Annotated in this window: 14 protein-coding genes and 1 riboswitch; of the genes, 13 read left to right on the forward strand and 1 reads right to left on the reverse strand. The window is 45.2% G+C overall.

Features of this window, described 5'->3' with window-relative positions; translation table 11 throughout:
- Positions 1–18 precede the first annotated feature (18 nt).
- The 10 genes from AAGG74_RS01085 to AAGG74_RS01130 all read left to right on the forward strand — a co-directional run bounded on the left by AAGG74_RS01085 (position 19) and on the right by AAGG74_RS01130 (position 12,204).
- On the forward strand, positions 19–2,376 hold the full coding sequence (locus AAGG74_RS01085) for an endonuclease MutS2 (protein WP_429674294.1): 2,358 nt from the start codon (positions 19–21) through the stop codon (positions 2,374–2,376).
- 14 nt (positions 2,377–2,390) lie between these two features.
- A complete protein-coding gene (locus tag AAGG74_RS01090; protein ID WP_429674295.1) occupies positions 2,391–2,795 on the forward strand; it encodes a DUF350 domain-containing protein in 405 nt (134 codons plus the stop codon).
- Positions 2,796–2,983: 188 nt separating this feature from the next.
- The gene (locus AAGG74_RS01095) at positions 2,984–4,666 is read left to right on the forward strand and encodes an AMP-binding protein (RefSeq protein ID WP_429674296.1); all 1,683 of its coding nucleotides are present in this window, start codon (positions 2,984–2,986) and stop codon (positions 4,664–4,666) included.
- A gap of 117 nt (positions 4,667–4,783) precedes the next feature.
- Positions 4,784–5,368, forward strand: a complete 585-nt coding sequence (gene fadR / locus AAGG74_RS01100) for a fatty acid metabolism transcriptional regulator FadR (RefSeq protein WP_429674297.1) — start codon at positions 4,784–4,786, stop codon at positions 5,366–5,368.
- Positions 5,369–5,381: 13 nt separating this feature from the next.
- Positions 5,382–6,158, forward strand: a complete 777-nt coding sequence (locus AAGG74_RS01105) for an enoyl-CoA hydratase (protein ID WP_429674298.1) — start codon at positions 5,382–5,384, stop codon at positions 6,156–6,158.
- A 14-nt stretch (positions 6,159–6,172) separates the two neighbouring features.
- Positions 6,173–6,946: an electron transfer flavoprotein subunit beta gene (etfB, locus tag AAGG74_RS01110; protein ID WP_429674299.1), complete on the forward strand. Its 774-nt coding sequence runs from the start codon at positions 6,173–6,175 to the stop codon at positions 6,944–6,946.
- 36 nt (positions 6,947–6,982) lie between these two features.
- Positions 6,983–7,960 carry an electron transfer flavoprotein subunit alpha/FixB family protein gene (locus tag AAGG74_RS01115; protein ID WP_429674300.1) on the forward strand — a complete coding sequence of 326 codons (978 nt, stop codon included), beginning with the start codon at positions 6,983–6,985 and terminating at the stop codon, positions 7,958–7,960.
- Between the two features lie 417 nt (positions 7,961–8,377).
- Positions 8,378–8,692, forward strand: a complete 315-nt coding sequence (trxA, locus tag AAGG74_RS01120) for a thioredoxin (protein WP_162101028.1) — start codon at positions 8,378–8,380, stop codon at positions 8,690–8,692.
- A 136-nt stretch (positions 8,693–8,828) separates the two neighbouring features.
- Positions 8,829–10,601, forward strand: coding sequence for an excinuclease ABC subunit UvrC (gene uvrC, locus AAGG74_RS01125; protein WP_429674301.1), 1,773 nt, complete (start codon positions 8,829–8,831; stop codon positions 10,599–10,601).
- Positions 10,602–10,665: 64 nt separating this feature from the next.
- Positions 10,666–10,846: riboswitch (Lysine riboswitch) on the forward strand.
- A 125-nt stretch (positions 10,847–10,971) separates the two neighbouring features.
- Entirely contained in the window at positions 10,972–12,204 is a 1,233-nt protein-coding gene (locus AAGG74_RS01130) for an aspartate kinase (protein WP_225493673.1), read from the forward strand.
- Between the two features lie 41 nt (positions 12,205–12,245).
- On the opposite strand, the gene AAGG74_RS01135 is transcribed toward AAGG74_RS01130, so the two are convergent.
- The gene (locus AAGG74_RS01135; protein ID WP_429674302.1) at positions 12,246–12,692 is read right to left on the reverse strand and encodes a YslB family protein; all 447 of its coding nucleotides are present in this window, start codon (positions 12,690–12,692) and stop codon (positions 12,246–12,248) included.
- A gap of 291 nt (positions 12,693–12,983) precedes the next feature.
- Between AAGG74_RS01135 and sdhC the strand changes: the two genes are divergently transcribed.
- From sdhC to sdhB, 3 genes are read left to right on the forward strand one after another with little or no spacing between them, the layout of a single operon-like run.
- Positions 12,984–13,592, forward strand: a complete 609-nt coding sequence (gene sdhC / locus AAGG74_RS01140; RefSeq protein WP_162101024.1) for a succinate dehydrogenase cytochrome B558 — start codon at positions 12,984–12,986, stop codon at positions 13,590–13,592.
- Between the two features lie 33 nt (positions 13,593–13,625).
- Complete coding sequence (gene sdhA / locus AAGG74_RS01145; protein ID WP_429674303.1) at positions 13,626–15,386, forward strand: succinate dehydrogenase flavoprotein subunit; 1,761 nt, start codon at positions 13,626–13,628, stop codon at positions 15,384–15,386.
- Positions 15,387–15,388: 2 nt separating this feature from the next.
- Entirely contained in the window at positions 15,389–16,150 is a 762-nt protein-coding gene (gene sdhB, locus AAGG74_RS01150; protein WP_162101022.1) for a succinate dehydrogenase iron-sulfur subunit, read from the forward strand.
- The last annotated feature ends 157 nt before the right edge of the window (positions 16,151–16,307 follow it).

Consider the following 16,307-nt stretch of genomic DNA (forward strand, 5'->3'; position numbering starts at 1 on the left):
AAGGAGGCTCACACAATCGTGCAGCAAAAAGTATTATCAGCTCTTGAATTTCATAAAGTGAAAGAACAGGTTATTGAGCATGCCGCCTCATCGCTCGGAAAAGAGATGCTCCTTGAGCTTAAGCCTTCTGCTTCTTTAGATGAAATTAAAAAACAGCTGGATGAAGTAGACGAAGCTTCTGCTATTATCCGGCTGAGAGGCCAGGCGCCATTTGGCGGTCTTACTGATGTTAGAGGAGCGTTAAGACGGGCGGAAATCGGCAGTGTTCTCAGTCCCTCAGAATTCACTGAAATCTCAGGACTGCTTTATGCAGTGAAACAAATGAAACATTTTATCAGCCAAATGGCTGAAGACGGCGTCGACATTCCGCTGATTCATCAGCGTTCGGAACAGCTTATCACGCTGACCGATTTAGAGCGGGATATTAATTCCTGCATCGATGATCATGGAGAAGTGCTTGATCATGCGTCGGAAACGTTAAGAGGAATCCGTACACAGCTCAGAACACTTGAATCGAGAATCAGAGACCGGTTAGAGTCAATGCTGCGCTCCTCCTCCGCTTCAAAAATGCTGTCTGATACGATCGTTACGATTCGGAATGACCGCTTTGTGATTCCGGTCAAACAAGAGTACAGATCAAGCTATGGAGGAATTGTGCACGACACTTCTTCATCAGGCGCGACGCTGTTCATAGAACCGCAGGCAATTGTCGACATGAACAACTCGCTTCAGCAGGCGAAAGTGAAAGAAAAGCAAGAAATTGAACGGATTTTGCGCATGCTGACAGAGAAAACGGCAGAGCACACAGAAGAGATCTTTCAAGATTTGCACGTGCTGCAGACGCTTGACTTTATTTTTGCAAAAGCCAGATACGCAAAAGCGGTCAAAGCGACAAAGCCGATCATGAACGACAACGGCTTTGTCCGCTTGAAAAAAGCCCGCCATCCACTGCTGCCGCCTGATCAGGTGGTTGCCAATGATATCGAGCTTGGCGGCGATTTTTCAACTATCGTCATTACAGGGCCGAACACCGGGGGGAAAACAGTCACCCTTAAAACATTAGGACTGTTAACCTTGATGGCGCAATCAGGCCTTCATATTCCGGCAGAGGAAGAGTCTGAAGCTGCGGTGTTTGAGCATGTATTCGCCGATATCGGCGATGAACAGTCGATTGAGCAAAGCTTGAGTACGTTCTCATCCCATATGGTGAACATTGTCGGCATTTTAGCAGAAGTTAATGAAAACAGCCTCGTTCTTTTCGATGAGCTTGGCGCAGGGACAGACCCGCAAGAAGGCGCGGCCCTCGCTATGAGCATCTTGGATGATGTGCATCGCACTAATGCGAGAGTACTAGCCACGACCCATTATCCGGAACTGAAGGCGTACGGCTATAACAGAGATGGTGTGATGAATGCCAGTGTTGAATTCGACATCGAAACGCTGTCACCGACCTATAAACTTTTAATTGGCGTTCCGGGACGAAGCAACGCCTTCGAAATTTCAAAACGCCTAGGGCTTCCAAACCACATCATCGGACAGGCGAAGTCAGAAATGACGGCTGAGCATAATGAAGTCGATACGATGATTGCGTCGCTTGAACAAAGCAAAAAACGTGCGGAAGAAGAACTTTCAGAGACAGAGTCAATTAGAAAAGAAGCAGAAAAGCTGCATAAAGAGCTGCAGCAGCAAATCATCGAGCTCAATAGCAAAAAAGACAAAATGCTCGAGGAGGCTGAACAGCAGGCGGCTGAAAAAGTAAAAGCAGCAACGAAAGAAGCGGAAGACATTATTCATGAATTGCGCTCCATAAAAGAAGAACACAGATCCTTCAAGGATCACGAGCTGATCAACGCGAAGAAACGGTTAGAAGGTGCTGTTCCTGCTTTTGAAAAGTCCAAAAAACCGGAAAAACCGACAACACAAAAACGCGACTTCAAGCCTGGTGATGAGGTGAAGGTGCTCACCTTCGGGCAAAAAGGAACATTGCTTGAAAAAACCGGGAGCAATGAATGGAATGTCCAAATCGGCATTTTAAAAATGAAAGTAAAAGAAAAAGATTTAGAGTTTATCAAATCAGCTCCGGCACCGAAAAAAGAAAAAATGATTACGGCGGTCAAGGGAAAGGATTATCACGTATCGCTTGAACTTGATCTTCGCGGCGAACGCTATGAAAATGCCCTCAGCCGTGTTGAAAAATACTTGGATGATGCAGTGTTAGCCGGCTATCCAAGGGTGTCAATCATCCACGGAAAAGGCACCGGCGCTTTAAGAAAAGGCGTGCAGGAACTTCTGAAAAACCACCGCAGCGTCAAAAGCTCCCGTTTCGGTGAAGCGGGTGAGGGAGGATCAGGCGTTACGGTTGTTGAACTAAAATAAAAGGGAGTATGAGCATGAGTGATTTTTGGGAAAACGAGCTTGTGGAAATCGCGGCATATTACAGTGTTGCGGTTCTCTGCCTCGTCCTCTTTTTGACTGTGTTTGAGCTGGTGACGGCTTATAAAAACTGGGAAGAGATTCAAAAAGGGAATGTCGCGGTAGCAATGGCGACCGGCGGAAAAATTTTAGGAATCGCAAATGTATTTCAACATTCCATCTCCCAGCACAATTCTCTAATGCAAATGATAGGCTGGGGTGTTTACGGATTTGTCATGCTTCTGATCAGCTACTTTATTTTTGAGTTTTTGACTCCGCGATTTAAAATTGATCAGGAAATCCAGAATGATAACCGGGCTGTCGGCTTCATTTCATTTGTCATCTCTGTCGGGCTTTCTTTTGTGGTGGCAGCCGGAATATAAGGGGACGGAGAATAGATGGAAAAGCTTGCAAAAGTATTGCTCGCTGCAGCGGGAATTTTTTTGTTAATCGGTCTTATATATCTGTTCGTATCATGAGAAAAAGAAAGATTTACCTTTCTTTTTCTTTTTTTTACCGTGCATCTGCTATAATGAGAGGGTGAAAATCTAAAACCGAAAGGGGAGGTTTTATGCAGTCAAAAAAACCGTGGCTTACCGAGTATCCCGACGATATCCCGCATGAGCTTCCGTTACCGAACAAAACCCTGCAATCCATCCTGACAGACTCCGCCGCACGATTCCCTGATAAAACCGCAATCTCTTTTTATGGAAAAAAACTCACCTTTCATGACATTCTGACAGATGCCCTTACACTCGCCGCTTTTTTGCAGGACATCGGCTTGCAAAAAGGAGACAGAGTGGCTGTCATGCTGCCCAATTGCCCGCAAGCAGTCATTTCCTATTATGCCGTCTTGTTTGCCGGCGGCATCGTGGTGCAGACGAATCCGCTCTATACTGAGCATGAGCTTGAATACCAGCTGCGAGATGCGGAGGCGAGCGTGATCATCACCTTAGATTTACTGTTCCCAAAGGCTGTAAAAATGAAAACGTTATCAATTGTGAAGCAGGTTTTGATCACCAGCATAAAAGATTATTTGCCTTTTCCGAAAAACATCCTTTACCCGCTGACGCAAAAACAAAAAGTGCACATCGACTTTGACAAAAAAGATCATATTCATATGTTCGCTTCCAGCATGAAGGGGGAAAAAATTGCGCTCTTGACAATCCCAAAGATTGATCCTGAACATGATATCGCTGTCCTCCAGTATACCGGCGGAACAACAGGGGCTCCCAAAGGGGCCATGCTCACACACCAAAATATTTTGGCCAATACTGACATGTGCTCCGCCTGGATGTATGGTGTAAAAGAAGGGGATGAAAAAGTGCTTGGCATCGTCCCGTTTTTTCACGTCTACGGACTGACAGCAGTAATGAATTATTCGATTAAACTAGGCTTCGAAATGATCCTGCTTCCTAAGTTTGATCCGCTCGAAACGCTTAAAATCATCGACAAACAGAAACCGACCCTTTTTCCGGGCGCACCGACAATTTACATTGGCCTCTTACATCATCCCGAACTGCAGCAATATGATTTGTCATCCATTAAAAGCTGTCTTAGCGGATCAGCTGCGCTGCCTGTGGAGGTAAAGCAGAAATTTGAAAAGGTAACCGGCGGAAAGCTTGTGGAAGGCTACGGCTTATCTGAAGCCTCCCCAGTGACACACGCCAATTTTGTCTGGGGAAAAAACAAGCCGGGCAGTATCGGTTGTCCTTGGCCGGGTACTGACGCAGCAATCTATTCAGAAGAAACGGGCGGGCCTGCCGCTCCGTATGAACATGGAGAAATCATTGTAAAAGGGCCGCAAGTCATGAAAGGATATTGGAATAAACCAGAGGAAACTGCCTCTGTACTAAGAGACGGTTGGCTGTTCACCGGAGACATGGGTTATATGGATGAAGAGGGCTTTTTCTATATTGCCGACAGAAAGAAGGACATCATCATCGCCGGCGGCTATAATATTTATCCGCGTGAAGTAGAAGAAGCGCTTTATGAACATGAAGCCATCCAGGAAATTGTTGTGGCCGGTGTGCCAGATCCCTACAGGGGAGAAACAGTAAAAGCGTTTGTTGTGTTAAAGAAAGGCGCAAAAGCTGATGAAGAGGAGCTGGACGCTTTTGCGAGATCCCGTCTTGCTCCCTATAAGGTGCCGAAAGTCTATGAGTTTAGAAAAGAGCTCCCGAAAACGGCGGTTGGGAAAATATTAAGAAGGCGTTTACTTGAAGAAGAAGTTGAAAATCATCATATGAAATAACAAATGATATGAGAAAAAGAGAATACCTATGAATAAACTTGACAAAGCTGAAAATCCTTTTTATTATGAAAATATGAATGAATAGTCATTCATTTCTATAGAGAGGAACGATGAACATTGAAGCAAAAACGGCCAAAGTATATGCAGATTATTGATGCAGCAGTAGAAGTCATTGCAGAAAACGGCTACCACCAGTCACAGGTATCTAAAATCGCCAAACAAGCCGGAGTGGCGGATGGCACCATCTATCTTTATTTCAAAAATAAAGAAGATATTTTAATTTCTCTTTTCAAAGAAAAAATGGGCCAATTTATTGAGCGGATGGAAGAGGACATAAAAGAAAAGACAACAGCGAAAGAGAAACTTGCACTTGTGATTTCAAAGCATTTTTCCCTTTTAGCGGATGATCATAACCTCGCAATTGTCACTCAGCTTGAACTCCGCCAGTCAAATTTGGAGCTGCGCCAGAAAATCAATGAAGTATTAAAAGGCTATATGAATATTTTGGATAATATTTTGACAGAAGGCATACAATCAGGCGAATTAAAAGAAGGTCTTGATGTCCGCCTCGCCCGGCAGATGATATTCGGAACGATTGACGAAACCGTGACAACTTGGGTGATGAATGACCAAAAGTATGATCTTGCCGCCTTGTCAGACAGCGTTTTAGAACTGTTAGCGTCTGGAATTCATAATAAGTAAAGGGGGCTTGTCTATGAATGCAATATCATTGGCAGTTGATCAATTTGTGGCAGTCTTGACGATTCACAATCCGCCGGCAAACGCGCTTTCCAGCCGGATATTGGAAGAGCTGTCTTCCTGTCTTGATCAATGTGAGACAGATGCAGGCGTACGAAGCATCATCATTCACGGTGAAGGAAGATTTTTCTCCGCCGGCGCCGATATTAAAGAATTCACATCGCTTAAAGGCAATGAGGATTCCTCACTGCTGGCTGAGCGAGGCCAGCAGCTGATGGAGAGAATAGAAGGGTTTTCAAAACCGATAATCGCGGCAATCCACGGTGCCGCTCTTGGAGGCGGACTGGAGCTTGCGATGGCTTGTCATATCAGAATTGCGTCAGAGGACGCCAAGCTGGGGCTGCCCGAGCTTAACCTCGGTATTATTCCGGGTTTTGCGGGAACACAGCGTCTGCCGAGGTATATCGGTACAGCTAAAGCATTAGAGCTCATCGGATCAGGAGAACCAATATCAGGGAAAGAAGCGCTTGATCTCGGGCTTGTATCAATTGGAGCAAAAGATGAAGCGGAGGTGCTTGAAAAAGCAAAGACACTTGCTGCTAAATTTGCAGAAAAAAGTCCGCAAACACTGGCATCACTGCTTGAGCTGCTTTATTCGAACAAGATATATTCCTACGAAGGAAGCTTAAAGCTTGAAGCAAAACGGTTTGGAGAAGCATTTCAGTCAGAGGATGCCAAAGAAGGCATCCAGGCCTTTCTCGAAAAACGAAAGCCGCAGTTCAAAGGCGAATAAAAGGGGATATGATCATGAATCTATTTGTACTGATGAAACGGACGTTTGACACTGAAGAAAAAATCGTCATTGAAGCCGGAAAGATTCAGGATGACGGAGCGGAATGGATCATTAATCCATACGATGAGTACGCGATAGAAGAAGCCATCCAGCTGAAGGAAAAGCATGGCGGCATGATCACCGCTGTTACGGTCGGCGGTGAAGAAGCCGAGAAGGAATTGCGTACGGCGCTTGCCATGGGATGTGACCAAGCCGTTTTAATCAACATAGAAGATGATCTCGAAGAACCCGATCAATATTCCGTTTCTCAAGTGCTATATCACTATATGAAGGATCAGGAATTTGACTTGATTCTCGGCGGAAATGTCGCCATTGATGGAGGATCAGGGCAAGTAGCGCCAAGGCTTGCTGAGCTGCTGGACATCCCGTGCATCACAACGATTACAAAACTCGAAATCAACGGCGCTGATGCGGAAGCGGAAAGGGATGTGGAAGGGGATATTGAAAAAATCAAAACGACGCTCCCGTTGCTTGTCACAGCTCAGCAGGGCTTAAACGAACCGCGCTATCCTTCGCTTCCGGGGATTATGAAGGCCAAGAAAAAGCCGCTTGAAGAGCTGGAACTTGATGATCTCGGTCTTGACGAAGAGGATGCCGAACCAAAGGTGAAAACCATTGATCGTTTTCTGCCGCCGAAAAAAGAAGCCGGGAAACTTCTCCAAGGTGAGCCTGCCGAACAGGCAAAAGAGCTCGTCTCATTGCTCCGCAGCGAAGCTAAAGTCATATAAAGCTCGGACATTCAAAGAAACAGGGGGGATGTTAGAATGGGAAAGAAAGTGATCGTACTAGGAGAATGCCGCGATGGAGAATTGCGGAATGTCACCTTTGAAGCATTAGCTGCAGGAAGAACCATTTCAGGTGATGGAGAAGTCATCGGTGTTCTCATCGGAGAAAATATCCAAAGCGTTGCACAGGAGCTTCACCATTACGGAGCTGATAAAGTTCTCACAGCCGAAGACCCAAACCTGAAAGCATACACGGCAGATGGCTACAGCCAGGTCATGAGATCCATTATTGACCAAGAAAAGCCGGATGCAGTGATTTGCGGGCACACGGCAATCGGAAAGGACCTTTCGCCGAAGCTCGCGGCTCGTCTGCAAACAGGACTGATTTCTGATGCGACAGATGTAAGCGTTGCCGGAGGGAATATCGTGTTCACCCGGCCGATTTACTCGGGGAAAGCATTTGAACACGTCATTTCGACCGATCCGATGGTTTTGGCAACGATTCGCCCCAATAATATTCAAGCTCTAGAAAAAGACCTCAGCAGGTCGGGAAGTATCGAAAGCGTTGACGTTTCTCTTACTGACCTCCGCACTGTTATTCAAGAAGTTGTGAAAAAAACAGCGGACGGCGTTGATCTTTCCGAAGCCAAAGTGATTGTTGCAGGCGGCCGAGGGGTCAAAAGCAAGGAAGGATTTGAGCCGCTGCAGGAGCTTGCCGAGGTGCTGGGCGCAGCAGTAGGGGCATCTCGCGGGGCGTGTGACGCAGATTATTGTGATTATGCTCTCCAAATCGGGCAGACCGGGAAAGTCGTCACCCCGGATTTGTACATCGCCTGCGGTATTTCCGGCGCCATCCAGCATTTGGCCGGCATGTCAAACAGCAAGGTAATCGTCGCTATCAATAAAGACCCTGAAGCCGATATCTTCAAAATAGCGGATTACGGCATCGTAGGGGATTTATTTGAAGTCGTTCCGTTATTAACTGAGGAATTCAAACAATTGAATATACACTCGTAAAGGAACTCCCGGGCTGCTGAAGTTCGGGAAAGGTGTACACAAAACAAATATAATAAAAGCACCGCCATTGGCATGTACTGCGTGCCGATTTTTATCCGAAAGAGAGCGCCGGCCTTCATACCGACTCTCTTTTTCATGTTTTAAAACAGCTTCGGCAGGGCAAAGTAAGGTACATGACAAAAGAGGAGATGTTATTCTATGCTTCGTACCATTCTTATGATCATCGGGGCGATTGTAGTGATTGGGGCCATTATCAGATTCGTATTTTAATGAAAAGAACATATCCCATTCAATCCAAGAAAATATGAGTAAACCGATTGTGATCAGGAAAAAATAATTTATAAGCATTAAAATAGCGTGAATGAATGGGAGATGCTATACTAAAAATCATCATTTCACAATTGGAGGAATTCAATAATGGCTATCGTAAAAGCAACTGATCAATCTTTCTCAGCTGAAACAAGCGAAGGCGTCGTAGTGGCTGACTTCTGGGCTCCTTGGTGCGGACCTTGTAAAATGATTGCACCTGTTCTTGAAGAACTGGATCAAGAAATGGGAGACAAACTGAAAATCGTAAAAATCGATGTAGACGAAAACCAAGAAACAGCTGGAAAATACGGCGTTATGAGCATCCCGACACTTCTTGTGTTAAAAGACGGAGAAGTAGTTGAAACGTCTGTCGGTTTCAAACCGAAAGAAGCACTTCAAGAGCTTGTAAACAAACATCTTTAATTTTCGGCTGCTTACATGCCAGAGCGATTCCGATTGAGGGATCGCTTTTTTTATTCGCCAATCATGAAGCATAGAGAAAAACAAACGTTCGTGTTAAACTGGAAACAAAGGATTACACACTAAGGAAGGGTAATGTATGAACAAACAACTAAAAGAAAAACTCGCCCTCCTTCCCGATCAGCCCGGATGTTATCTCATGAAGGACCGGCAGCAGACTGTGATCTACGTAGGAAAAGCAAAAGTGCTGAAAAACAGAGTGCGCTCTTACTTCACCGGTTCTCATGATGCGAAAACACAAAGGCTTGTGACGGAAATCGAGGATTTTGAATATATCGTGACGTCCTCCAATCTAGAAGCGCTTATTTTAGAAATGAACCTAATCAAAAAGTATGACCCGAAATACAATGTCATGCTCAAAGACGACAAAACCTATCCCTTTATCAAACTCACACATGAACGCCACCCAAGGCTGATTGTCACCCGCAATGTCAAAAAAGACAAAGGGCGCTATTTCGGGCCGTACCCGAACGTACAATCCGCAAGGGAAACAAAAAAACTGCTCGACCGTCTCTATCCTCTCAGAAAATGCTCCAAACTGCCGGACAGGGTGTGCCTTTACTATCATCTTGGCCAATGTCTCGCTCCGTGCGTGAAGGATATTTCTGAAGAGACAAACAGAGAGCTGGTAGAGGGCGTTACCCGCTTTTTAAAAGGCGGCTATAATGAGGTTAAAAAAGAGCTTGAAGAGAAAATGCATGAAGCTGCTGAAAATCTTGAGTTTGAACGGGCAAAAGAACTTCGTGACCAAATCGCTCATATTGAATCAACGATGGAAAAACAAAAAATGACGATGAACGATCTAGTCGACCGTGATGTATTCGCCTATGCGTATGATAAAGGCTGGATGTGCGTACAGGTCTTTTTCATCCGCCAAGGAAAGCTCATTGAACGCGATGTCAGCATGTTCCCGCTTTATCAGGAAGCAGATGAAGAGTTTCTTACGTTCGTCGGGCAGTTCTATACAAAAAACAACCACTTCCTTCCGAAGGAAATTTTAGTTCCGGACAGTGTCGATCAATCCATGATTGAGCAGCTGCTGGAAACAAACGTACACCAGCCAAAAAAAGGCTCGAAAAAAGAACTGCTTATGCTGGCTCATAAAAACGCGAAAATTGCGCTCAAAGAAAAATTCTCTCTAATCGAGCGGGATGAGGAACGTTCCATTGGGGCCGTGCAGAAACTCGGTGAAGCATTGAATATTTACACCCCGCACAGAATCGAAGCATTTGATAACTCAAACATACAGGGGACAAATCCTGTTTCCGCGATGATCGTGTTTATCGACGGCAAACCGAATAAAAAGGAATACCGCAAATATAAAATCAAAACCGTTACAGGGCCGGATGATTATGGTTCTATGAGAGAGGTTGTCAGAAGACGCTATACGAGAGTGCTTCGCGACAATCTGCCGCTGCCTGATCTGGTCATCATTGACGGAGGAAAAGGACAGATCAACGCCGCAAGGGATGTCATTGAAAATGAACTCGGCTTGGATATCCCAATTGCGGGCCTGGCGAAAGACGAAAAACACAGAACCTCAAATCTGCTAATCGGAGATCCGCTGGAGGCGGTGTATCTGGAACGAAACAGCCAGGAATTTTACCTTCTGCAACGCATTCAGGATGAGGTGCACCGCTTTGCGATCAGCTTTCACAGGCAAATCCGCGGGAAAAGCGCATTTCAATCCGTATTGGATGATATCCCGGGTATCGGAGAGAAACGAAAGAAAATGCTGTTGAAGCATTTCGGTTCTGTGAAAAAAATGAAGGAAGCAAGCCTTGAGGACATTCAAAAAGCGGGTGTTCCCGGAGCGGCGGCTCAGCTGCTTTACGATAAATTGCAAAATTAATGTTGTCCTTTTAAAAAAGATCTGATAAAATGTGAACTAATTTCATAGTTAGATCGTGTTATATGGTGAAGATAGAGGTGCGAACTTCAAGAGTAAGCCTTTAGAGAATGATGGATTCTGTGAAAAAGGCTGAAAGGGGAGCGTCGCCGAAGCAAATAAAACCCCCCATCGGTATTATTTGCTGGCCGTGCATTGAAGAAATGTAAGGCTGTCAAGAAATCATTTCTTGGAGGGCTATCTCGTTGTTCATAATCATTCATGATGATTAATTGATAAGCAATGAGAGACATTCCTCTCATTGCTTTTTTATTGTGGACAAAGCGCTCTTTCTCCTCACCCGCACGAACCAAAATGTAAAGGGTGGTAATACATGAGTCTTATTGTACAAAAATTCGGAGGTACTTCCGTCGGCTCAGTCGAAAAAATTCAAAATGCGGCAAACCGCGCAATTGCAGAAAAACAGAAGGGCCATCAAGTCGTTGTTGTCGTTTCGGCTATGGGAAAATCCACTGACGAATTGGTCGGCCTTGCAAAAGCAATTTCTGACCAGCCGAGCAAACGCGAAATGGATATGCTGCTGGCGACGGGCGAGCAGGTCACCATTTCCCTGCTTTCCATGGCGCTGCAGGAAAAAGGCTATGACGCAGTTTCCTATACGGGCTGGCAGGCGGGAATCCGTACGGAATCTGTGCATGGAAACGCCAGAATTACAGATATAGACACTTCGGCTTTAGCAGATCAGCTTGAGCAAGGAAAGGTTGTCATTGTCGCGGGATTCCAAGGTATGACAGAAGACGCTGAAATCACGACATTGGGCCGGGGCGGTTCTGACACAACAGCAGTTGCTTTGGCTGCCGCATTACAAGCGGATAAATGCGATATATACACGGATGTGCCGGGAGTGTTTACAACCGATCCGCGCTTTGTGAAATCTGCGAGAAAACTTGCCGGTATCTCATACGATGAAATGCTTGAGCTTGCTAATTTAGGCGCTGGCGTTCTTCACCCAAGAGCTGTTGAATTTGCGAAAAATTATCAAGTGACGTTGGAAGTGCGTTCAAGTACAGAAACAGAAGCGGGAACATTAATTGAGGAGGAATCATCCATGGAGCAAAATCTAATTGTCAGGGGCATTGCGTTCGAAGATCAAATCACAAGGGTCACCATTTACGGCCTGACTGGCGGCCTGACAACCTTGTCCACAATTTTTACAACACTTGCGAAAAGAAACATTAACGTCGATATTATCATCCAAACGCAAGCCGGAGACAATCAGGCCGGCATTTCCTTCTCTGTCAAAACAGAAGACGCCGCTCAAACCGTTAAGGTGCTTGAAGAATATAAAGACGCTCTTGAATTTGAGAAAATCGAGACAGAAAGCAAATTGGCTAAAGTATCCATTGTCGGATCCGGCATGGTCTCAAACCCTGGTGTAGCGGCTGAAATGTTTGCTGTACTGGCGGAAAAAAATATTTTAATCAAAATGGTCAGCACATCTGAAATCAAAGTTTCAACCGTTATAAGCGAAAATGACATGGTGAAAGCAGTCGAAGCGCTGCACGATGCATTTGAGCTTTCAAAACACCCTTCAGCTGTGCAATGACAATCAAAAAAGGCGGGACTGTGCAGTCACCGCCTTTTTTATTACACTGGGTCTTTCATATCCCATTTTACAGTCAGAACCACTTTATCGGCTCTCTTTTTCACTTGTTCATATGATTCGGCAATCTGGTTATTCATGAGTTGGATTTGTTCAGCAATAAAACCAGCTTCCATCTGAAAGCATGGTTCTTTCTGATGTTTAAGCCGGTTGGAAATGAGCGGCCCTTCAAGTTCAAATTCAAGCTCCTGTTTTTTAGTGCTTACGTTGGTGAGAGTTCCCCAGCCCGCTTCTTCAAAGAAGGCCGGAAATTCCTCCCATGATTCAAGAGGAAACTTACGGGCGAGATGTTTTCCTGCCCAATACATCATGGAAGAGTAATCTTGGCCAAGCATATCCGGGAGAACGATCTCTCGTATTAGTTCGTAGGCATAGGCATTCATTTCTATTTCTTTTAGATTATCAATAGATGCTTCGTATTTAGACTTCATATCTGTCTCCCCTCTCTCCTCCGTATATTATAGCCTAAACAGGGGGAAGGATTACAGAATGATCCTGTAATTCTTATGAAAAATTAAGAAAAAACATATATTGATAAAATAAAATTTTTGAATCTGCTAATCAATTCGGAAAATTATAATTTATGTACGCGTTTTCTTGACGCCCTTTTGAGGGAGGAGTAAAATGAAATTGTCAATAAATCTTAATAAAGTGCTTACAATTGAAAGAAGTGGGGGAAGAGATTTAGCACATTTCGCACTTATCAAACAGGGGGTAACGTAATGTCTGGGAACAGAGAGTTTTATTTTCGAAGATTGCATTCCTTGCTTGGCGTCATACCGGTCGGCATCTTTCTCATTCAGCATTTAGTCGTCAACCAGTTTGCCGCAAGAGGCGCTGAAGCATTCAATAATGCCGCTCATTTTATGGATAGTCTGCCTTTCAGGTATGCATTGGAAATTTTTATTATCTTCTTACCATTAATTTATCATGCAGTTTATGGTGTGTACATAGCGTTTACTGCAAAAAATAACGCAGGCCAATACAGCTATATGAGAAACTGGCTCTTCGTCCTGCAGCGTGTAACCGGTATTATCACCCTCATCTTCGTGAGCTGGCACGTATGGGAGACCCGCATTGCCGCACAAATGGGCGCTGAAGTCAATTTTGACATGATGGCGAATATTTTGAGCTCTCCGGCTATGCTTGGCTTTTATATTGTCGGTGTTTTGTCCACAATTTTCCACTTCTCGAACGGTTTATGGTCTTTCGCTGTGACATGGGGTATCACGGTAACGCCTCGTTCTCAAAGAATTTCGACATATGTTACGCTAATTATTTTTGTTGTCCTGTCTTACGTAGGCTTAAAAGCGATTTTTGCATTTGTATAAGAGTACTAGATTACTAGAGGGAGATGGGCTATCATGAGTCAATCAAGCATTATCGTAGTCGGCGGAGGTCTCGCGGGCCTCATGGCGACAATAAAAGCAGCGGAATCAGGAATGGCGGTTAAGCTGTTTTCCATCGTTCCTGTTAAACGTTCTCATTCGGTTTGTGCGCAAGGGGGCATAAACGGAGCGGTCAATACAAAAGGGGAAGGTGACTCTCCGTGGGAGCATTTTGATGACACTGTATACGGAGGCGACTTTCTTGCCAACCAGCCGCCGGTCAAAGCGATGTGTGAAGCGGCGCCTTCAGTCATCCACTTATTAGACCGGATGGGCGTTATGTTTAACCGGACACCTGAAGGCCTGCTTGATTTCCGCCGATTCGGGGGCACACAGCACCATAGAACAGCTTATGCGGGTGCAACAACGGGACAGCAGCTGCTGTACGCGCTGGACGAGCAAGTGCGCAGATACGAAGTTGCCGGTCTGGTCACAAAATACGAAGGCTGGGAATTTCTTGGCGCAGTATTAGATGATGACAGAACCTGTCGCGGAATCGTTGCGCAAAATCTGACAAACATGCAAATTGAATCCTTCCGTTCAGATGCTGTCATTATGGCAACGGGCGGACCGGGCATCATTTTTGGAAAATCGACTAACTCTATGATTAATACAGGCTCTGCTGCGTCGATCGTTTATCAGCAGGGAGCGTATTATGCAAACGGGGAATTTATTCAAATCCACCCGACAGCCATACCGGGCGATGACAAACTAAGGCTGATGAGTGAATCAGCGCGCGGTGAAGGCGGACGAGTGTGGACATATAAAGACGGTAAACCGTGGTATTTCTTAGAGGAAAAATATCCGGCTTACGGAAACCTGGTGCCGCGTGATATTGCGACACGCGAAATATTTGATGTGTGTGTCAACCAGAAGCTCGGCATTAACGGTGAAAATATGGTGTATCTCGATCTGTCTCATAAAGATCCGAAAGAGCTGGATATTAAGCTCGGCGGCATTATTGAGATTTATGAAAAATTCATGGGAGACGACCCGCGAAAGCTCCCGATGAAGATCTTCCCGGCAGTCCATTATTCAATGGGCGGTTTATGGGTGGATTACGATCAAATGACAAACATCCCGGGACTGTTTGCAGCTGGAGAATGTGATTACTCTATGCACGGCGGCAACCGCTTAGGGGCAAACTCCCTGCTTTCTGCGATTTACGGAGGAATGGTGGCGGGACCGAATGCGGTGAAGTATGTAAACGGCTTAGAATCTTCGGCAGAAGACATGTCTTCGTCTTTATTCGATGCTCACGTTAAAAACGAAGAAGAAAAATGGGCTGAGATGATGAGCATGGACGGAACTGAAAATGCTTATGTTCTCCATAGAGAGCTCGGTGAGTGGATGACAGCAAACGTCACGGTTGTCCGCCACAATGACAAGCTATTGAAAACAGATGACAAAATTCAAGAGCTAATGGAACGGTTTAAAAAGATTAATATCAATGACACGACAAAATGGAGCAATCAAGGAGCGATGTTCACCCGCCAGTTCTCGAACATGCTTCAGCTTGCAAGGGTTATTACCCTTGGCGCATACAACCGCAACGAAAGCCGGGGCGCTCATTATAAACCGGATTATCCTGAACGTAATGATGATGAATGGCTTAAAACAACAATGGCTAAACATGTAAGTCCGTATGAAGCGCCGGAATTTGAGTATCAGGATGTCGATGTATCGCTGATACCGCCTCGGAAACGGGATTACTCGAAGAAGAAGGTGGCGAAATAATCATGAGTGAACAAAAAACAATACGATTTGTTATTACACGTCAAGATACAGCGGACAGCACGCCTTATGATGAAGAATTTGAAATTCCATACCGCCCGAACTTAAATGTTATTTCTGCTCTGATGGAAATTCGTCGGAATCCAGTTAACGCGAAAGGTGAAAAGACAACCCCTGTTACATGGGATATGAACTGCCTCGAAGAAGTGTGCGGCGCGTGTTCGATGGTCATAAATGGAAAGCCCCGCCAATCCTGTACGGCGCTAATCGACAAACTTGAACAGCCGATTCGTTTAAAACCAATGAAAACATTCCCTGTCGTACGTGATTTGCAGGTTGATCGCAGCAGAATGTTTGATTCATTGAAAAAGGTAAAAGCGTGGATACCGATTGACGGTACGCACGATTTAGGACCGGGGCCGAGAATGCCGGAAAAACGCCGTCAATGGGCATATGAATTATCAAAATGCATGACGTGCGGCGTCTGTCTTGAAGCCTGCCCGAATGTGAATAGCAAATCAAAGTTCATGGGGCCGGCGCCGATGTCCCAAGTCCGTCTGTTTAACGCGCATCCAACAGGCGCCATGAATAAATCTGATCGATTAGAAGCACTGATGGATGAAGGCGGCCTTGCAGATTGCGGCAACTCGCAAAACTGCGTGCAATCCTGCCCGAAAGGCATTCCGCTCACCACATCGATTGCAGCTTTGAATAGAGACACAAACTTACAAGCATTCCGCAATTTCTTCGGAAGCGACAGAGTATAAGAAGCAAAAACTATTGTTGACAAAATCATAAAATAATTTACATTTTTCATTATATGTTAAACGTGATTGAAAATCCTCGAAGTCGAAAAAGGATGAGCATCGGAGCAGACTTTCACAGAATGTGATGAAGGCGGTGTTTAGGCAGGACGACTAAGTA

The organism is Bacillus mexicanus (assembly GCF_050445615.1).
Taxonomy (GTDB): Bacteria; Bacillota; Bacilli; order Bacillales; family Bacillaceae; genus Bacillus; species Bacillus mexicanus.